The organism is Ancylomarina euxina (genome assembly GCF_003863355.1).
In the GTDB taxonomy this organism is placed as follows: Bacteria; Bacteroidota; Bacteroidia; order Bacteroidales; family Marinifilaceae; genus Ancylomarina; species Ancylomarina euxinus.
On the sequence record NZ_QQWG01000021.1, the window covers coordinates 18,427 to 39,508 of the forward strand.

General features: G+C 35.8%; 15 protein-coding genes. 5 read left to right on the forward strand and 10 right to left on the reverse strand.

The features are described 5' to 3' along the window. Positions 1-53 precede the first annotated feature (53 nt). The 10 genes from trpA to DWB61_RS15445 form a co-directional block, all read right to left on the reverse strand. Positions 54-803, reverse strand: coding sequence for a tryptophan synthase subunit alpha (gene trpA / locus DWB61_RS15400; RefSeq protein ID WP_125031810.1), 750 nt, complete (start codon positions 801-803; stop codon positions 54-56). A gap of 70 nt (positions 804-873) precedes the next feature. Next, entirely contained in the window at positions 874-2,046 is a 1,173-nt protein-coding gene (gene trpB, locus DWB61_RS15405) for a tryptophan synthase subunit beta (protein WP_125031811.1), read from the reverse strand. A 50-nt stretch (positions 2,047-2,096) separates the two neighbouring features. After that, a complete protein-coding gene (locus DWB61_RS15410; RefSeq protein ID WP_125031812.1) occupies positions 2,097-2,744 on the reverse strand; it encodes a phosphoribosylanthranilate isomerase in 648 nt (215 codons plus the stop codon). A 4-nt stretch (positions 2,745-2,748) separates the two neighbouring features. Beyond that, positions 2,749-3,543, reverse strand: coding sequence for an indole-3-glycerol phosphate synthase TrpC (trpC, locus tag DWB61_RS15415; RefSeq protein ID WP_125031813.1), 795 nt, complete (start codon positions 3,541-3,543; stop codon positions 2,749-2,751). 9 nt (positions 3,544-3,552) lie between these two features. Continuing rightward, positions 3,553-4,548 carry an anthranilate phosphoribosyltransferase gene (gene trpD, locus DWB61_RS15420; protein ID WP_125031814.1) on the reverse strand — a complete coding sequence of 332 codons (996 nt, stop codon included), beginning with the start codon at positions 4,546-4,548 and terminating at the stop codon, positions 3,553-3,555. 51 nt (positions 4,549-4,599) lie between these two features. Continuing rightward, positions 4,600-5,172 carry an anthranilate synthase component II gene (locus DWB61_RS15425; protein WP_125031815.1) on the reverse strand — a complete coding sequence of 191 codons (573 nt, stop codon included), beginning with the start codon at positions 5,170-5,172 and terminating at the stop codon, positions 4,600-4,602. 66 nt (positions 5,173-5,238) lie between these two features. Beyond that, positions 5,239-6,645, reverse strand: coding sequence for an anthranilate synthase component I family protein (locus DWB61_RS15430; protein ID WP_125031816.1), 1,407 nt, complete (start codon positions 6,643-6,645; stop codon positions 5,239-5,241). Positions 6,646-6,945: 300 nt separating this feature from the next. Next, on the reverse strand, positions 6,946-8,148 hold the full coding sequence (gene lysA / locus DWB61_RS15435) for a diaminopimelate decarboxylase (RefSeq protein ID WP_317124883.1): 1,203 nt from the start codon (positions 8,146-8,148) through the stop codon (positions 6,946-6,948). Between the two features lie 7 nt (positions 8,149-8,155). Then, complete coding sequence (locus DWB61_RS15440; RefSeq protein ID WP_125031818.1) at positions 8,156-9,466, reverse strand: aspartate kinase; 1,311 nt, start codon at positions 9,464-9,466, stop codon at positions 8,156-8,158. A 1,322-nt stretch (positions 9,467-10,788) separates the two neighbouring features. Continuing rightward, the gene (locus tag DWB61_RS15445; RefSeq protein WP_125031819.1) at positions 10,789-11,130 is read right to left on the reverse strand and encodes an avidin/streptavidin family protein; all 342 of its coding nucleotides are present in this window, start codon (positions 11,128-11,130) and stop codon (positions 10,789-10,791) included. Between the two features lie 296 nt (positions 11,131-11,426). Here DWB61_RS15445 and argS point away from each other — a divergent pair, with 296 nt between their 5' ends. The 5 genes from argS (at position 11,427) to DWB61_RS15470 (ending at position 20,984) form a co-directional block, all read left to right on the forward strand. Next, positions 11,427-13,220 (forward strand): arginine--tRNA ligase, encoded by a 1,794-nt coding sequence (gene argS / locus DWB61_RS15450; protein ID WP_125031820.1) that lies wholly within the window; start codon positions 11,427-11,429, stop codon positions 13,218-13,220. A gap of 227 nt (positions 13,221-13,447) precedes the next feature. Next, positions 13,448-14,782 (forward strand): signal recognition particle protein, encoded by a 1,335-nt coding sequence (gene ffh / locus DWB61_RS15455; RefSeq protein ID WP_125031821.1) that lies wholly within the window; start codon positions 13,448-13,450, stop codon positions 14,780-14,782. Positions 14,783-14,893: 111 nt separating this feature from the next. Beyond that, the gene (folD, locus tag DWB61_RS15460) at positions 14,894-15,775 is read left to right on the forward strand and encodes a bifunctional methylenetetrahydrofolate dehydrogenase/methenyltetrahydrofolate cyclohydrolase FolD (protein ID WP_125031822.1); all 882 of its coding nucleotides are present in this window, start codon (positions 14,894-14,896) and stop codon (positions 15,773-15,775) included. A 538-nt stretch (positions 15,776-16,313) separates the two neighbouring features. Further along, positions 16,314-19,520 carry a SusC/RagA family TonB-linked outer membrane protein gene (locus DWB61_RS15465; RefSeq protein ID WP_125031823.1) on the forward strand — a complete coding sequence of 1,069 codons (3,207 nt, stop codon included), beginning with the start codon at positions 16,314-16,316 and terminating at the stop codon, positions 19,518-19,520. Positions 19,521-19,532: 12 nt separating this feature from the next. Next, positions 19,533-20,984 (forward strand): SusD/RagB family nutrient-binding outer membrane lipoprotein, encoded by a 1,452-nt coding sequence (locus tag DWB61_RS15470; protein ID WP_125031824.1) that lies wholly within the window; start codon positions 19,533-19,535, stop codon positions 20,982-20,984. Positions 20,985-21,082: the final 98 nt, after the last annotated feature.

The window sequence follows — 21,082 nt, forward strand, 5'->3', positions numbered from 1 at the left end:
CAATGCTTTCTCTTATTTGAGTCGCAGTGCTTTTCTGTTTTAATATTAGAATCTTATTTTATTTTTTTGATGAAATCTTTTGCCTTATTTTTTTTTAATGCTTTAATAAAGGCCGTGCCAACAATAGCCCCGTTGGCATACTGGCAAGCATAATTGAAACTCTCTTTGTTATTTATTCCAAAACCAATAAGGCTAGGAGTTTCAATTTTTTTGATTCGGTTAAAGTAAGCCTTATGTTCTTCATCAAGCTTCACGCTTCCGCCTGTTGTTGCTGATGATGATACCAAATAAAGAAAGCCTTGAGTGGCAGTAATCAGTTTTTGAAAACGAACTTCATCGGTTTCAGGACAAGCCAGTAGGACATTATAAATGCCATACTCCTCAAAATCGGACTTGTAATGAGCCTCAAATTCCTCTAATGGTAAATCTGGAATGATTAAGCCATCGATACCAATCTTTTTACAATCTTTTAGAAATTGATCAACTCCATAACGATATATTGTATTCCAGTAGCCCATAAGGATTAGTGGCATGCTGACTGTCTGTCGTGCGTCTTTTAACTGTTCAAAAAGCAATCGAAGCTTCATGCCATTATCAAGAGATTGCTTTGCTGCGGCTTGAATAGCCGAACCATCGGCCAAAGGATCAGAAAAAGGAATACCAATTTCGACCATATCTACGCCAGCGGTTTGTAATAATTCTAAATTAGGTACTGTATCGTTTAAGTTGGGATACCCAGCAGGAAAATAGATGGATAATATATCTTGTTTTTTATTCTGAAACAAATTGTCTATTCTGTTCATGAGGTGATGTGTTGATCTGTTAATGAGATGATGTGTTAGATTTATAAAATCAAAAATTATAAATATGAAATTATAAATTGTTCATATAGGTTTCCATATCCTTATCACCACGACCTGATACAATGACAACTACAATGTCATCCTTTTTGAATTGTATTTTGTCGAGAGCAGTAAGTGCGTGAGCTGATTCCAGGGCTGGAATAATACCTTCATTCAGAGCCAAAACCTTCGCAGAATTAAGAGCATCATCATCAGTAGCGCTGATGTAATTCACGCGACCTGTTTCAGCCAGATGTGCATGAATAGGCCCAACACCTGGATAATCTAAACCTGCTGAAATAGAATAAGGTTCAATGATCTGGCCATCATCATCTTGCATCAACAAGGTTTTACTTCCATGTATAAACCCTGTGGATCCTATCGTGATAGTCGCTGCCGTTTCAGATGAATCAATTCCTTTGCCAGCTGCTTCAACCGCTATAAGCTCAACCTCTTTTTCGTCGAGAAAATGGTAGAATGCACCTGCAGCATTACTGCCTCCACCTACGCAAGCTACCACATAGTTTGGATTCGGATTTCCTTGTTCTTTATTCAGCTGTTCTTTAATTTCCTCCGAAATTATAGATTGTAAGCGACTCACCATATCAGGATAAGGATGGGGACCAACTACAGATCCGATTAGGTAGAAGGAGTGGGGATTGGCAATCCAGTCACGAATGGCTTCATTGGTTGCATCTTTTAGGGTTTGATTACCCGAGGTAGAAGGAATAACGGTGGCACCCAACATCTTCATTCGAGCCACATTAGGAGCTTGTCTTTCCACATCAAGCGCACCCATATGAACGACACATTCTAGTCCGAAAAGTGCACAAACAGTTGCTGTTGCAACCCCATGTTGTCCTGCTCCGGTTTCAGCAATGATTCTTTTCTTTCCCAGTCGTTTTGCCACAAGAATCTGTCCAATTGTATTATTTATTTTATGTGCTCCCGTATGGTTTAAATCCTCACGTTTCAAATATACCTGAGTTTGATATTTTGCTGATAAATTGTTCGCAAAAGTGAGGGGAGTAGGTCGGCCAACGTAGTTGTTGAGTAGGCGTGCAAACTCTGTTTTGAAATCTTCCGATTCTAAAATATCTAAATAGGCATTTTCGAGTTCATCTATATTTCTACGTAAAAGTTCAGGGATGTAGGCTCCTCCAAATTTGCCGTAAAAACCTTTATTGTCTGCTTGATAATTCATGATGAGTTAATGTGTTGATGAGCGAATTTGTTAATGTGTGATTATTATTTTCACTCGTTAATATTTGAAGTTTGATTTAGGTTTTCACAGAACGTCTTAATAGATTCGATATTTTTTAAACCAGGTTCATCTTCAAATCGCGAATTGATGTCGATGGCGTAAAATTGAGGGTGATTAAAGTTTTGTAATTGTTTGACATCCTCTGGTTTCATGCCTCCACTCAAAAAGAAGGGTTTATTACCCTGATATTTATTGAGCAGAGTCCAATCGAATTTTTGTCCGCTTCCGCCATAATTTTTCGAGGATGTATCGAATAAATAGTAGTCCACAACCGACTCATAAGCTTTTAATTGACTGAAATCGAATTCTTCATCCATTTGAAAGGCTTTGATGATTCCAAATCCCATCTTTTTCAAGTCCTGACAGAATTCTGGCGTTTCATCCCCATGGCATTGAATGTAGTTGAACTTTGAGTCGTAATCTTTCAAAGTCCATAGGATATCTTCTGATCTTGCATTCACAAATACAGCTATCTTTTTGATCTGATTTGGGATGGTCTTTATGATCTCTTTGCTTAGTGTATCAGCAACAAATCGTTTGGATAGTTCAAAGAAGATAAAGCCCATGAAATCAATATTAAGCTTTGTTAGTTGTTCTATATTTTCTGGACTTTTAAGCCCGCATACTTTTAGTTTCATCTTGTTAATTATTAAAAGCTATGTTTTGAATTAATTCAGAGCAGGCTTTGCCCGGATCGCCCTGTTTCATAAAATATTCACCAATAAGAAAGGCTTGAAAACCATTCGTTTTTAGAAATTGAATATCATCTTCTCCTTTGATGCCGCTTTCGGCAACTTTTACGAAACGATCTGGAATTTGTTTTGAAAGACGAATAGAATGATTCAAGTCTACAGAAAAATCTTTCAGATTGCGATTATTAATACCAACTAAATCAATTAAAGGATTGATGTGCTTTAGCTCCGACTCATCGTGAATCTCCAAAAGAATTTCTAAACCCAGATCTTTAGCAATTCGGCTCATTTTCTCAACCTCTTTAGGAGTCAGTATAGCTGCTATCAAAAGAATCAGATCAGCTCCCATAGCCTTGCTTTGATATATTTGATAGGGATCTACTAAAAAATCTTTACGCAAAAGAGGTAAGTTTAAATACTCTCGAGCTTTCATAAAATCATCATTATGAGCTCCAAAAAAATGCGTGTCGCTTAATACTGAAACAACAGAAACATTGGCTTTTTGATAGGCTTGAACAACGGTTTTAATATCTACATCAGGATTAATAGGTCCTTTTTTAGGCGATCGTCTTTTAAACTCAGAAATAATGCCTGAACTGTTATCAGTTGTTATAGCAGCTTTAGCTGAATAACAAGTGCGACTAAAGAGCTGCGCTTGTTTCAAATCATTAATAGAATATTGACTTTGAAGCAACTCAACTTCTTTATGTTTTTGTTCGATTATGGTGCGTAATATATCGTGCATGACTTATTCTTAAATAGTTCTTTTTACAAGTTTGTTAAGTGCCAATAAAGCTTTACCAGATTCCAGGGAAACTCTAGCTCTATCCATAGCATCTTCTCTTGAAATTTCAGGATGCAGGCAGTGTATGGCTAGACCGGCATTGGCAATACACACCGAGTTTTGAGCTTCACTACCTTTTCCTTTCAGGATCTTAACAAAGAGTTTGGCTGCCTCTTCAACTGACTCTCCACCATAAATCTCTTCAGGAGCTAGTGTACGGAATCCTAAATCATATGGACTAAGAATTTCTTCTCGTTCATTTGAAATGAGTTTCACTTTATCAGTTAGGGCAATTTCATCGTAACCATCAATATTGTGAATAATAGTATAACGCGTGTTCGTTTCTTGCAAGACATATTGATAAAGTCGGGCCAGTTCGAGATCGTAAACGCCCACAATTTGATTCTTGGGTTGTGATGGATTTACAAGGGGACCTAACATGTTAAAGAAAGTTCGGATACCAAGGTTTCTTCTAATTGAAGCAACATTTTTCATTGCTGTATTAAAACGAGGTGCATGTAAAAAACAGATTCCCGATCGTTCTAAATCTTCTTGTAATTCACTTTCAGTATCTTTGAATTGGTAACCTAAATATTCAATAAGATTGGATGATCCACAAAAAGAAGAAACACTGTAGTTACCATGTTTACTGACCATATTGCCAGATCCAGCCACAATAAAAGAAGCCAAGGTTGAGATATTAAAGGTGTTTTTGTTATCACCACCTGTACCACAAAGGTCAATGCAATTGTATGCTGACAAGTCAATGGGAATTCCCATTTTGAGTAAGGCATTTCTAAATCCACTCAGTTCGTCAACGGTGATACTTCGCATTTGAAAGACGGTTAAAAAGGCAATAATTTGAGCCTCATTGTATTTCCCCTCAGTGATTTTAACCAAAACAGTCTCAGCCTCTGGTTTTGTCAGGGTTTTATATTCGAATAAATGATGTAGTATATTTTGCATCGGTTTATATTTTTTTCGATTTAACATGAATTCTTAGGATAGATTTTTCCATTAATATTCTTTTAACCAATTCATAATCATTTGTAAACCCTGGGGAGTAAGTATAGATTCAGGGTGGAATTGAATACCTTCCACATCAAATTGTTTATGTCGTAAACCCATAATCATTCCATCTTCATCTCTACATGTGATTTCAAGAGAATCGGGTAAGTCATTCTCTGATACATTCCATGAATGGTAACGTCCCGCTTTAAATTCAGAAGGAATTCCATTTAGAATTTTTGAGTTATCGCTGCATCGATTTATATCGGATGCTATGCCGTGATACACTTTTAAAGGGTTTTCCAGTTCAGCGCCAAAAACTTCAGCTATAGCTTGATGGCCTAAGCAGATCCCTAGAATTGATTTTGTAGGCGCATATTTTTTGATCAGTGCTTTTAGAATACCTGCTTCCTCTGGTATTCCAGGGCCAGGTGAAAGAAGAATTTTATCAAATTTCTCAATTTCGTTTAAATCAATTTCTTTATTTCTGTGGATTTCAATTTCACCAGGATTCAGTTGGCGTAAATATTCTACCAAATTGTAGGTGAATGAATCGTAATTATCCAGAACAAGTATTTTCATGATGTTGATGTGCTAATGTGATGATTTGAAGATGTTTTTCCGAAGAAGATAACTGACTACACCCTTTTACTTACCTATGTTTTCTGCTATTTTCATTGCTTTTCTCAGTGCGGCTAGCTTATTATCAACTTCATTTAGTTCACTTTCAGGAACTGATTTTTCGACTACACCAGCACCTGCTTGGTAGTACAAGGTGTTATTCTTACTTAGGAAAGTTCGAATCATGATAGCCTGATTTACCTCACCATTAAATCCAATCGAACCAATACAGCCTCCATAAAATCCACGACTTGTGGGTTCATATCTATCGATGAGTTCCATCGCTTTATATTTGGGTGCTCCAGATAAAGTCCCAGCAGGAAAAGTATTCCCGATTAAATCAAACGTGTTGTAATCCTTTGATAGTTCCCCTGAAACCTTCGATACTAAATGAATGACATGAGAATAGAATTGGACTTCGCGGAAAGTTTCGATTTTTATATTCGTCGCATTACGACTCAGGTCATTTCTAGCTAAATCTACAAGCATCACATGTTCGCTTTGTTCCTTTTCATCCGCCTCTAACTGTTTTGCCAATTCAATATCCTGTAAGGCGTCACCCGATCGACGGAAAGTTCCAGCAATTGGATGAATGTAAGCCTTATTATTTTTCACTTCAATTTGTGCTTCGGGCGATGAACCCATAATTCTAAATGAACCACAATCGAAATAGAATAAATAGGGTGATGGGTTGACAGATCGAAGAGCTCTGTAGAGGTTGAAATCATCACCTTGATAGCCTTGTGAAAAAGATCGTGAAAGAACAATCTGAAAAACATCGCCACGTCGGCAATGTTGGATACCTTTTTCAACAATATCAAGATACTCCTGATCGCTCATATTAGTTTTCTCTTCTTCGTCTTTCAATGAGAAAGAAAAACTTGGAATATTGTGATTAAGAAGTAAGTCTTCAATCTCTTTGATTCTTGATTCTTCACCATTCTGACTTAGCTCAACGATTTTAAGTGTATTATTAAAATGATTAACCTCGATAATAAATCGATAGAGAGAATAGGAGAGTTGTGGGATTTTCTGACCCGTTTTTTCAATAAAATTCAAGCTTTCGAATCCGGGTACTGCATCAAAGGACGTATAACCAAATAAAGCATTGGCCTTATTAATCTCATTTTTGTCTTCAAGATCAAATTGTTTGACAAAGGATTCTAGTTGATTTGCGAGGAAGCCAACTGGTTGATCTTTGATATGGGTTTCTTTTCTGTGAGCTCCAATGCTTTCAATAAGCAGATTGTCTTTTAAACAGATGTTAGCGATTGGCTCTAGCGCAATGAAAGAGCTTGCATTTTCAGGACTGTGATAATCTGAGCTCTCCAGAAGTATGCTTTGAGGGAATCGATCTCGGAGTTTCAGATACATACTTACTGGTGTTATAACATCGGCAAGCATTTCTTTTTTATAATGTTTGAATTTGATCATGACTAGGAAAAATGGGTTAAAAAAAAGCGACCTACTGAGAAATCAGTAGGTCGCTTAATGCTGTTTTTATCTTTATTAAAGGCTTAAAAATTGCATATAGGGCGGACGTTTCTGCTCAGGGTATATGAGAGATTAGTATTGTGCCACCACCAAAATTTGCAAACTGAAGCGTTCATGGTTTTTTCTTATTAGATTTTGACAAATGTATCGAATTTTAAAATTAAAATCCAAATTGTTTTTGGTTAATAGTTAAATGTTTGGATCTAAATAAGATTGTAATAGTCAGATAATCAGCATTTACTATTTTTTAATATCATATGAAAAAAATGATTTTGCAATCAATCTAAGGTTATAATTTGATGCCATTACTTCTCCATATGCTCCTGTTGAGCGAATTGCAATCAGATCATTTCTCTTCGTTTTTGGTAAGGAAACCGCTTTACCAAAACAATCTGATGATTCACAAATAGGACCGACGACATCGTAGTTTTCTGGCAGATCTTTTGAACTTAAATTCTCAATTTTATGGTATGCCTGATAAAGAGCTGGACGTAATAATTCAGTCATCCCTGCATCTAGTATTGTAAAATTGGTATTGATCCCATTTTTGACATATAGCACGCGTGAAATTAAGCTCCCGCACTGTCCAACTATTGATCTTCCTAATTCAAAATGAAGCTCCTGGTTAGCTTTTAGGCTCAGAAATTCATTGAAAAGTGCAAAGTAGTTTTTAAAGTCAGGTATAGGTTCTTCATCAGGCTTGTGATAGTTAATGCCAAAGCCACCGCCAACATTAATATGGTCGACAATAATTTGATGGTCAAGAAACCAATCTTGAATTTCATTGATACGTAAGCAAAGACTTTTAAAAACACTCAAGTCTACAATTTGAGAACCAATATGAAAATGTAATCCAATCAGGTTTATATTCTCGGAGTTTTCTAATAATTGGAGTATCTCTTCGAATTCCCAAGGATTTATCCCGAATTTATTTTCAGCTATTCCCGTTGTGATGTAATGATGTGTATTGGCATTAACATTAGGGTTAATGCGCAAGGCAATGTTCGCAATCTTGTTTTTTGACTTGGCTATTTCATCTATCACCTCAATTTCGGGGATAGACTCGCAGTTGAAACAAAAAATATGGGCATCAAGAGCAATTTCAATTTCTTTATCAGATTTGCCCACACCAGCGTAGACAATTTTATTTGCAGGGAAGTCATTTTCCAATGCTCTTTTTATCTCGTTGCCACTGACACAGTCAGCTCCCAAACCAAAAGTTTGTATTAATGATAATATTCTTGGATTTGCATTGGCTTTTATGGCATAATGGACGTGATAATTATATTGTGCAGCCTCTTCTTTAATGCTTTTTAATGTGGAATTAAGTAGCTCCAAGTCGTAATAGTAGAATGGCGTCTCCTGTGAATTTAAGTAATTGTATGTCGTTGAATTTATCATGAGTTTTCTATGTTTAGAAGTTGATTCAATAAGTAAACAAATGCATTTTCTAGCTAAATAGTTTGTTTAGTGATTTTAAGGCTTCTACCTTATTTTCTTGATCAACTAATACTGAAATATTGTGACTACTACCTCCATATGAAATCATTCTGAGTGGTATTTTGTCTAGGGCTTCAAGAACCAATTTTGCTGAACCTGCTGCTTCAGAAATGAAATCACCAACAATACATATAATAGATTGATTCTTGTCGATTTCAACAGTCCCAAATTTTTTCAGTTCATTTTCAATTTCTTCAAGTCTACTGGTATCGTCAATTGTTAGAGATACAGCTACCTCGGAAGTGGTAATCATGTCGATAGGCGTCTTGTAAATCTCAAAAACCTCAAATATTTTCCTAAGAAAGCCATAGGCTAGAAGCATACGCCCCGATTTGATTTTTACGGCTGTAATTCCATCTTTAGCTGCAACGGCTTTAATACGCTTGCGCTCTAATTTATTCGATATAAGAGTCCCTACATCACAAGGACTTAAGGTGTTTTTAAGGCGTACTGGAATATTATTCAGTTTGCAGGGTAATACACTGGCTGGGTGCATAATTTTTGCTCCAAAATAGGCTAGTTCGGCTGCTTCGTCGAAAGAGAGCTCACTGATAGCCTGTGTCTGTTCTACAAAACGAGGGTCGTTATTGTGAAAACCATCAATATCGGTCCAAATTTGAACTTCATCAGCAGAAATAGCAGCCCCTATAAGCGACGCAGAATAGTCGCTACCTCCTCGGTGTAGGTTGTCAACCTCGCCGTACGCATTCCTACAAATATAACCTTGCGTTATAAATAGCTTGTCTTGTGGGGTTCGACAAATTTCTCTTTTAAGGTTTTCCTGGATGTAATAACTATCGGGTTCGCCATCCTTATCAATCCTCATAAAATTAAGGGCTGGAAGTAGCACTGAATCAATATTATTTTCTGATAGGTGATAGTGAAACATGGCTGTCGAAATTAATTCGCCTTGAGCCAGTACTGCTTTTTCTTGAAGCTGTGTAAAAGTCTTGTGAACAAAGTTGCGGATGTAGATAAAATGTGAACTGATTAATTCAAGTCCTTTATTCAAATACTCATCACTTGTAAAGAGCTCATTAACCCTGGAAATATAGCTTTGCTCGAGGACTTCAATTTTAATAAGTGAGTTTTCGTTATCGCCTTTATATAGTAATTCGGTAATTTCAACCAGTGCATTGGTCGTGCCTGCCATAGCGGACAGTACGACAATACAAGGCTCTTCGCTCTGAACAATTTGGGCTAGGTTTTGAATACGTTCAGGAGTACCAACGGAGGTGCCGCCAAATTTTAGGATTTTCATGGTTTTTGTTTTGTAATAGTTAGAAAAATTGAATTCTAAGCTTGTCATCAGGATGAAACTTTAATTCGCTCATATATTTTCACAAAAAAAGCCTGCAGAACTTCTGCAGGCTTTTTAATATTTTAAAGCTTAACATGATTCCACATAGATACTAACTCAATAGTGTTTATTGTGTTTTATCTGTTTATTTAATGTGGTCAATGGCAAGTTCATTTTTTCAAATTTTATAGGTGCAAATATGATGAAAATATTGATATAAAAAAACAAAATCGAATAAAATTAAACAATTGGTCGAATATTGAATGAATTGTTTAAAATTAAACACCATGTAGATGTGTTGGCATTTCAACTTAGCAACTGAGATATTGTTCAGTTTTCTAATATTTATTACAGCCTAATGTAACAGTGATGTAACAGGATAGAAAAGGACTTGTGGAATTAATGATATTGCGGCTAACTTGAGATTCTTATAAAAAAGAAAAAACTCAGGTCCCCACCTGAGTTTTCTTACTAACCTAAATCTAACCTATGAAAAAATTGACCAAGCTCTTTTGGAGTTGAGCTTAGAACTAACTTTGGATTGTTAGTTTGTTTCAACACTACAAATGTAGAGCTTTCTTTAGTTAAGGGGAGTCAACACAAGTTAAAGAACGTTAAGCTTTCTTTTTATGGCGGTTTTTGAAATGATGGTCCAGATATTTAAAACCAGATTCAATAAATGATGTATGGAGTAGAGTTAATCTGAGATTCTTATAAAAAGAAAAAACTCAGGTCCCCACCTGAGTTTTCTTACTAACCTAAATCTAACCTATGAAAAAATTGACTAAGCTCTTTTGGAGTTGAGCTTAGAACTAACTTTGGATTGTTAGTTTGTTTCAACATTACAAATGTAGTGCTTTCTTTAGTTAATGGGAGTCAACACAAGTTAAAGAACGTTAAGCTTCTGTTTTTATGGAATTGTGATAGAATAGACAGTGGATGTCGGTTGGAATTAGGTTGGTGAGAAGTTCCTATAAAAGAAAAAACTCAGGTCCCCACCTGAGTTTTCTTACTAACCTAAATCTAACCTATGAAAACGACTAAACTCATGTGATTCAGAGTTTAGAATTGATCTTAGAAATCAATTTTGTTTTTAACTACTACAAACATACAGCTTTAATCTTTTTTGAAACAAAAAACTAAGTTAAAGAAGGTTAAAAGCATGTGAATTGAATGAATTATAACTGCCTTAAAACCAGTATGATTTGATATTGTATGTTAGACTGAATGTTCTGAAAAGCCTCGTTTTACTAGTGAAAAGGAGTTGTGTTTTACGCAGAGGTCTATGGTTTTCTAAAGGTTCCCACTCCTGTTATAATAGCTTTAGCCATTTTTTCCTCTTCGCTACCATCTGATTGTGATAAGTGATACATGGAGTGGATAACAACACCTAAGTCATCAACTTCAACACGCCCTGTCCAACAAGCGATTGAACCATATTGACCAAAATCAACCATGAAAGCAATGACGTTGTCTTTAAGACGTCCAATAATTTCAAATTTTTCTTCAAAATTTGGAAGTCCTATTCCAGTTTGGAAAGTTCCTGTGATGTTCTGACCATCAATACTTAAATTCATTTCAGAATTATACTGATTTCGCCAGCGTCCGTTTAAATTTATGTTCATAGGTTAGGTTTTTTATATCAGAAACATTTCTTAGAAAGCCTTGTTCCTTGATGATGTAAGTAAATAGAACGAATATTTTAAATTAATATAGTCGAAATAAGTGATTTTTACAAGATTTCTAGACTTTGAAAATATGTTTTTTTGGAATTCATGTTATCTTTGCGAATTCGAATATTGGTATTGATCTGCTGATTGAAAGATTGGAGTGACTAATTTTGAATTATTTTAATTTCATGCGGAACTAAAATGAACTAGTTGAGACTATCAATTTTATTTCCCGAACAAAGAATTTCCAAATGAGTATTGAAAGTATTATTAAAGGTAAAGTAGTAGAGGCCATAAGTGCATGCTATGGTCAAAAAGTTGAAGAGGATAGTGTTCAGATTCAAAAGACCAGACGCGAATTTGAGGGAGATTTAACTGTTGTTGTATTCCCATTTTTACGCTTCTCTAAGAAATCACCTGAAGAAACTGCTAATGACCTTGGAAATTTTCTACAAGAAAATATCGATGCCATTCCTTCATTTAATATCGTAAAGGGTTTCTTGAATTTGGTTATCGACAATTCATATTGGCTTTCAGTTTTGAATGAGGCTGTGATAACTGACAATTACGGTTTTATACCTTTGACTGAAGGAGCTAAAAAAGTGATGATTGAGTACTCATCTCCTAATACAAATAAGCCGCTTCATTTAGGACATATCAGAAATAACTTATTAGGTTATTCTGTAGCTCAAATCTTAAAAGCGAATGGTCTTGAAGTGATCAAGGTAAATCTTGTGAACGATAGAGGAATTCATATTTGTAAGTCGATGCTGGCTTGGTTGCGTTTTGGTGAAGGTGAAACTCCAGAATCGACAGGCATTAAGGGTGATCACTTAGTTGGAAAATACTATGTGAGATTCGACCAGGAATATAAAAAAGAGATAGAGGCTTTAATAGCTGGCGGCATGGATGCTGATGAGGCTAAGAAAAAAGCACCTCTTTTGCTTGAAGCTCAGGAAATGCTTGTGAAGTGGGAAGCTGGTGACGAAGAAACGGTTGCTCTTTGGCGTAAAATGAATGATTGGGTGTTAGCTGGATTCGAAATCACTTATAAAACCATGGGGGTAGATTTCGATAAAGTTTACTTCGAATCGGATACATATAAGAAAGGGAAAGCAATTGTGATGCGAGGCCTGGATGAAGGTGTTTTGTATCAGAAAGAAACGGGATCGGTTTGGGCTGATCTTGAATCGGATGGCTTAGATCATAAGTTATTGCTTCGCGATGATGGAACCTCGGTATATATGACTCAAGATATTGGAACGGCTTATGAGCGTTTCAATGAATTTCATATCGATGAGCATATTTATGTTGTGGGTAATGAGCAAAACTATCATTTTCAGGTGCTTTCTTTAATTATGGGCAAACTGGGATACGAATGGCACGATAAGATTCACCACCTGTCATATGGAATGGTTGAGTTACCTGAAGGTAAAATGAAATCTCGTGAGGGGACTGTTGTTGATGCTGACGATTTGATGAAAGAGATGGTGAATACAGCTCGCGAAACTTCAGAAGAATTAGGTAAGCTAGCTGGTTATTCGAAAGAAGAAGCCGAAGATGTATATAACAAGGTTGCAATGGGAGCATTGAAATATTTTATTCTTAAGGTTGATCCTAAGAAGAATATGATGTTTAATCCAAAGGATTCGATTGATTTTAACGGTAATACAGGCCCATTTATTCAATATACATACACACGTATTCAGTCAGTATTGCGTAAGGCAACTGAAAGTGGTATGGAAATACCAGAATTGGCTATAGCTGATTTAAATATTTCTGAAAAAGAATCATTCTTAATCCAGATATTAGCAAATTATCCAAACGTAATAAAAGATGCAGGTCGTGACACTAGTCCAGCCTTAATTTCGAACTATGTTTACGATTTGTCTAAGGAGTATAATCAGTTTTATCACGATTTCCCTATGAACAAAGAGGAAAACGAAGATTTGAGAAATTTCCGCTTTATCTTGTCTAAGCAAGTAGCAGGAATCATTAAATCGGGTATGAGCTTATTAGGTGTAAGTTTGCCAGAGAGAATGTAATACGATGATAAGGAGCGACTTTTATTGGTTGCCGATATTATAAATTATAAAAATGAGTCTTGGTTCTGATGAGCCAAGACTCTATAGAATATAATTATTCAAATGAATCGAAAATAGGAACTCTGAATAATGGCTTAAATGGATCTTATTAAAAGATGCTTTGATATAAGAGCAAATACAGAGATTTTTTTATTTTTGCAGGAAACTAAAAATAATCCGGAAATACAATGTTTGAAAATCTTAATGAAAGACTTGAGCGGTCCTTTCAGTTGTTGAAAGGACATGGAAAGATCACCGAAATAAATGTAGCTGAAACTTTAAAGGATGTTCGTCGTGCTTTACTTGATGCCGATGTCAATTTTAAAATCGCCAAGTCGTTTACTGCAACAGTAAAAGAAAAAGCATTAGGACAAAATGTATTGACTTCATTGAAGCCAAATCAATTAATGGTGAAAATTGTTCACGATGAATTGGCTGAATTGATGGGGGGAGAGAACGTTGATATCGATATCAAAGGAAATCCTGCGGTTATTTTAATTGCTGGTCTTCAAGGTTCAGGAAAGACAACTTTCTCAGGAAAGTTAGCTCACCTACTTAAAACAAAGCGTTCAAAAAATCCTCTCTTAGTTGCTGGAGACGTTTATCGTCCAGCTGCGATAGATCAGTTGCACGTATTGGGCGAGCAAATTGGAGTACCTGTTTATTCTGATAAGGATAATAAAAACCCAGTTAAAATTGCTGAAGCTGCAATTAAAGAAGCAAAAGCAAAAGGTTATGATTTAGTAATTGTCGATACGGCTGGTCGTTTAGCTGTTGACGAAGAGATGATGAAGGAAATTGAAGCTGTTAAAAAGGCAATTAAACCTTCTGAAATTTTATTCGTAGTTGACTCAATGACTGGTCAGGATGCTGTAAATACAGCTAAGGAGTTTAATGATAGATTAGACTTTGACGGTGTTGTTTTAACAAAACTTGATGGTGATACCCGTGGTGGTGCTGCTTTATCTATTCGTTCAGTTGTAGACAAACCGATTAAGTTTGTAGGTACAGGTGAGAAAATGGAAGCTTTAGATGTTTTCCATCCATCTCGTATGGCTGACCGTATTTTGGGTATGGGTGATATCGTTTCTCTTGTAGAGCGTGCTCAAGAGCAGTTCGATGCTGACGAAGCTCGTAACCTACAAAAGAAGATTGCTAAGAACCAGTTTAATTTTAACGATTTCCTTTCTCAGATTTCTCAGATTAAGAAAATGGGTAATCTTAAGGATTTAGCTTCGATGATTCCTGGTGTTGGAAAAGCACTTAAGAATATAGATATCGATGATGATGCCTTTAAGGGGATTGAAGCGATTATTTATTCAATGACACCACTAGAGCGTGAGAACCCAACTTTATTGAATGGATCTCGTCGTAAGCGTATTGCTGATGGTAGTGGTTCTAATATTCAAGATGTGAATCGACTAATTAAGCAGTTTGATGAAACGCGAAAGTTGATGAAAATGATGTCGAAAGGCGGAAAGATGTCTCGAATGATGGGAAATCTTCCAATGAAAAAGCGATAGATAAAATATGAAAATGCTTGACTCTATAGTCAGGCATTTTTCTTAAAAAAGAATGTCTTGTAGCTATAGATTCAAGCTGCAAATTACTTATCACAGATACAAAACATAGTCATGGAATTAATCGATGGAAAAAAGATTTCGGCTGAGGTGAAGCAGGAAATTGCTGCTGAAGTTGAAGGGATTATTAAAAATGGTGGTAAAAAGCCACATCTTGCGGCTATTATTGTCGGACATGATGGCGCCAGCGAAACCTATGTTGCTGCAAAAGTTAAAGCTTGTCATCAGGTAGGTTTTGATTCTTCTGAATTCAGATTTGAAGATGATATCACAGAAGCTGAACTATTAGCTGAAATTGAGAAAGTGAATCAGGATGATTCAATCGATGGTTTAATTGTTCAGTTGCCATTGCCTAAGCATATTTCAGAATCTAAAGTGATCGAAACCATTCGCCCAGAGAAAGATGTCGATGGATTCCATCCGATGAACGTAGGTAAGATGGTCGCAAGTTTACCAACCTACTTGCCAGCTACTCCAGCAGGGATTGTTGAGTTGTTGAAACGATATAAGATTGAAACTTCAGGTAAGAACTGTGTTGTTATCGGTCGTAGTAATATTGTTGGTACACCAATGAGTGTATTAATGTCGCGTAAAGCTTCTCATGGTGATTGTACAGTAACACTATGCCACAGTCGTACTAAGAATATTCCTGAGATTACCCGTGAAGCAGATATCATTATTGTTGCTCTTGGTATGCCAGAATTCTTATCAGGAGATATGGTTAAGCCTGGTGCAGTCGTAATTGACGTAGGAATCCACAGAATCAAATCCGATAAGACTAAATCGGGTTGGAAATTGATAGGAGATGTTAATTTTGATGAAGTGTCTCCTAAATGTTCATTCATCACACCAGTTCCTGGTGGCGTTGGTCCAATGACGATTGTGTCATTACTCCAAAACACTTTAATCGCATCGAAAAAAGAGATTTACTCATAAAAGTTTAAATCAAAAAAAAAATATGAAGGGATGATTCTTAATTGAATCATCCCTTTTTTTATGTCTAAAGTGTTCTGGGAATTCTTTTTTCCGATTGCTTTTATATGGTTTTAGCTTTAAATCGGTGGTATAAAGAGCATATTGATTTTATAAGATGAGATTGTTATGTAGTGGATGAATTTTGTAAAACGATTTGAAGTTTTAGTCTTGTTTTAAATAGTGTATTTAGATGAATTATAAATAGTAGGGCCAAAGGAAGTCTTATAAGTTAAATGAGATATGTAGATGTATGGAGCTGACTATCTCTATTAGCTTGATTATTAAAATATAAAATAATAATAGAATGCTTGTGTATGTAATAGGAAACATAAAAAAGATCTTTAGTTTTATAGGAAATGCTGACAAAAATTATGTGTGTTAACATCAGTTAAATGCATGTTAATATTTGTTAAAATCAATATATATGCTAAATTTAGCATCGATTATTACCATTAAACCATTTGCATCTTTACTTAATTACTAACTAAAAAGAATTTTTATGAAAAAATTAATTGGACTATTTGTCTTTCTACTTATAGTAGGGACCCAAATAGTGACTGCGCAAAGCAAGCAAATTACCGGTACGGTAACCAGTGCTGACGACGGGCTCGGAATGCCTGGTGTATCTGTTGTTCTTAAAGGTACGACTATAGGTGCGAGTACTGATATTGACGGGAAATATTCCTTAGAAGCTAAGGCTTCAGATGTTTTGATCTTTAGTTTCGTCGGTATGGTAACCAAGGAGATTAAAGTTGGGGAACAAACTGTGATTAACATGGTTCTTGAAACTGAATCTATAGGTATGGATGAAGTTGTTGTTACTGCATTAGGTATTACTAGAGAGAAAAAATCACTGGGTTATGCTTCTCAGGCAGTAACTAGTGAAGAAGTTACAGCTGTTAAGACGGATAACGTTGTGAATGCACTGTCTGGAAAAGTAGCTGGTGTACAAATTAAAAGAAATACAAATATGGGTGGATCTACAAACATCCTTATTCGTGGTAATACATCTTTAACTGGTGATAACCAAGCTCTATTTGTTGTTGATGGTGTTCCAATGAGTAACGCTAACTTAAATGGATCTAGTCAGCAAACAGCAAGAGGTGGATACGACTATGGTAATTTCGCTTCGGATATCAACGCTGATGACGTTGAGTCAATTAACGTACTAAAAGGTGCTGCCGCTACTGCTCTTTATGGTTCTAGAGCTGCAAATGGTGCCATTATTATTACAACTAAAAAAGGTTCTAAAGGGAATAAAGTAGAGATTACAGTGAATTCAGGTATTACTATAGGTTCTATCGATAAGTCTACCTTCCCAGAATACCAAAAACAGTATGGATCAGGTTATGGTCCTTATTACGGAAGTACAGGGGATTTTGATGAAGCCGATGTTGACGGTGACGGAACTGTTGATTTAATTGTTCCTCTTACTGAAGATGCTTCTTTTGGTGGTAAATTTGATCCAAACTTGAACGTATTTCATTGGAATTCTTTAGATCCTGCATCTGAACATTATTTAAAAAAACGTCCTTGGGTTGCCGCTAAGAATGGTCCAATTGAGTTTTTTGAAACACCGGTTTCTTATTCGAATAACGTTTCTATGTCTGGAAGTACTGATACAGGGAACTATCGTTTTTCTTATACCAACTTTCAACAAAATGGTTTAATGCCTAATAGTGATTTGGAAAGAAATACATTCGCATTAAATGCTTCGAGCAAACTTACAGATAAGTTAACCGTTTCAGCAGGTGCAAACTATGTTTTAACTGATGCTAAAGGTCGTAACGAAACAGGTTATAGCGATAACATGGTTTCTTCATTCAGACAATGGTGGCAAACTAACGTAGATGTTAAGGAGTTAGAAAATATCTACCATAAGACAAAAAGAAATGTAACTTGGAATCCATCATCATATGATGATCCTTCTCCAATATATTGGGATAATCCATATTGGGCTCGTTATGAGAATTATGAAACTGATACTAGAAATCGTTTCTTTGGTAATATGGCTTTGAACTATAAAATTAATGATTGGTTAACTGCTGAAGGAAAGGTTTCTGTAGATACTTATTCTTATATACAAGAAGAGAGAATCAATAATGGAAGTAATCCTGTATCTAAATACACTCGTTACGAAGCTGATTTTACAGAAAAGAATTACGATTTCATGTTATCTTTTAACAAAGATTTAACAGAGAGAATTAATTTAAATGGAGTTGTAGGTGTAAACAAAAGACGTACTTCTTTCAGATCTATTTATGCTGAAACAAATGGGGGGTTAATTGTTGATCGTTTATTTGCTATTTCTAACTCACAAAGTGTTCCATTGGCACCAACTGAAAGAGCCACTGAAATTGGAGTTGATGGTATTTATGGGATGGCCTCTTTTGGTTATGACAAAACGTTTTTTGTTGACGTAACCGCCAGACAGGATCACTCTTCAACATTACCATCAAACGAGAGTAAGTTTTTTTACCCATCTGTTGCAACTAGTATGATTTTCTCTGAATTTGTAGATGTTAGCTGGTTATCATTTGGTAAAATTCGCGCTAACTATGCAGAAGTAGGAAGTAGTGCTGATTTTGCAAGAATTAGTGATGTTTTAACTAAACCATCTCCTTTTGGCTCAACACATATCTATTCTATAAATAGTACTAAGAACAATCCAAACTTAAAGCCTGAAAGAACAAAAAGTATTGAAGCTGGTTTGGAGATGCACTTTTTTAACAAGCGTTTTGGGTTTGATTTCTCTTGGTACAAAACAAATTCTGAAGACCAAATTATGCCTGTTTCTATATCTAGAGCAAGTGGTTACTCTTCAAAGTATGTTAATGCTGGTGAAATAGAGAACAGAGGTGTAGAACTTACATTATTCGCAACTCCTGTTAAGACTAAGGATTTTCAGTGGGATGTAAATGTAAACTTTGCGAAAAATAAAAACGAAGTTATCTCATTATTTGAGGATGTTAAGAATCTACAGTTAGGGTCTTTCCAGGGGGGTATTACTATTAATGCTACTATTGGTGAATCTTATGGTACAATTCAAGGATCTGATTTTGTTTATACAGATGGTCAACGTACGATCACTTCTTCAGGTTACTATATGAAGTCAAGTACGACCGATAATGTTATTGGTAATATGAATCCAGACTGGAATGGTGGTATCAGCAATAAATTAAGATACAAGAATTTTAATCTTAGTTTCTTGATTGATATACAAAAAGGTGGTGATATTTTCTCTCTTGATACATGGTATGGTAATGCTACAGGTCTATATGCAAATAGTGTTGGTAAAAATGCTAGAGGTATTGAAAGACGTGAGACATTAGCTAATGGTGGTGGTGTTCTTTTCAACGGTGTACAAGCCGATGGTTCTAAGAATACTGTTTATGGACGAGGTGACTATTATGGCAATGGTTCTGGTTATGCTAGAGCTCCTAATGCTTTACATATATACGATGCTTCTTATATCAAATTAAGAGAGGTTGCTTTCTCTTACACTCTTCCTTCTAATTTATTAAAGAACACATTTATTAGCTCAGCACAAGTAAGTGTTGTTGGGTCTAACCTATGGATTATTCACAAGAATCTACCTTATGCTGACCCTGAAGCAGGTTTAAGTTCAGGAAATTTACAAGGTTACCAAAGTGGAGTAATGCCTACAACTCGTGACATAGGAGTTAATGTGAAAATTAAATTTTAATAATAGACGATTATGAAAAGAATATCAATTATATTATTAACTCTATTTTTAGCATACTCTTGTACTGACAATCTAGAGGATCGAAATGTAGATACAAAGAATGCGGCCACGGCTGCAGGAGAGACCTTTTTTACAGGTGCTCAGAAGAACTTGACTGACGACATGGCTAGTATTAACGTTAATACAAATGTTTGGAGACAATTTGTTCAGCAAATTACTTCAACAACGTATAACGATGAAGCCAACTATAATATTGCAAATAGAAAAGTGCCAGATGGTTTATGGGCAACTATGTACCGTGATGTACTTAATGATTTAGCTGAAAGTGAGCGAATTATTAAAGAGGCACCTGCTGCACCGGTTGGAATTGGAGGTACTAATGTTCAAAAGAATCAATTAGCAATGATTGAGGTGATGAATGTTTATGCCTATGCTATATTAGTTGAAACATTTGGCGATATTCCTTATACAGAAGCCTTAGATATAACTAATGTTTTACCAAAATATGATGATGGTCAGACTGTTTATGCAGATCTAATTGCTCGCTTGTCGGCTGCTATTGCTAATATGGATGTAGCAGAAGATAGTTTCGGTGGTGCAGATCTTATTTATGGTGGAGATGTTGCTCTATGGAAAAAATTTGCAAATTCATTTAAATTGAGAATGGGTCTTGTAATGTACGATGTAGATGCAACTCTAGGTACAGCAACAGTGCAAGAAGCTATTGCTTCGGGTGTATTTGCTTCTAATTTAGATAATGCTACGTTTGAGTACCTGGATGCAACACCAAATACTAACCCAATGTGGGAAGATTTAGTGCAAAGTGGTCGTAAAGACTTTATTGTTGCAAAACCTTTTGTTGATGTATTGAATACTTTAAATGATCCAAGACGTACTGTTTATTTTGATGATAATATTGAGGATGGTTATGTTGGTGCTGTTTACGGGCTAAATAGTAGCTATGGAGATTTTTCTCATATTGGGGGTATTTTCTATGAAGCGACATTACCGCACGTACTTTTGGACTATGCAAATGTTGAGTTTATGATGGCAGAGGCAGCTGAGCTTTCTTTAGTTGGTACTCCTGCTGATGCTGCTGCTCATTATGATGAGGCAATTACGGCTTCTTTTGATTACTATGAAGTTGCTGATGTTGCTACTTATCTTGCTCAGCCAAGTGTTGCCTATGCTACTGCTACTGGTACTTGGAAAGAGAAGATCGGAACTCAAAAGTGGATTTCTTTGTATAACCAAGGATTTTTAGCATGGACTGAATTCAGAAGATTAGATTATCCAGCTTTAGTTGCTCCGGATACAGCTGACGATGCTGCTGAAGGCTTTGTTCCAAGAAGATTCACTTATCCAATTGGAGAGCAAACATTAAATGGTGATAATTATACAACTGCAGCTGCTGCTGTTGGTGGTGATAAATTAAGCACTAAACTATTCTGGGATAAATTCTAATTTCCTATAAATTAATCTAAGAGAGCTAGTCGTATGGTCAGCTCTCTTATTACACAAAAAATCCCAAGCCTCAATTTGAAGCTTGGGATTTATTATTC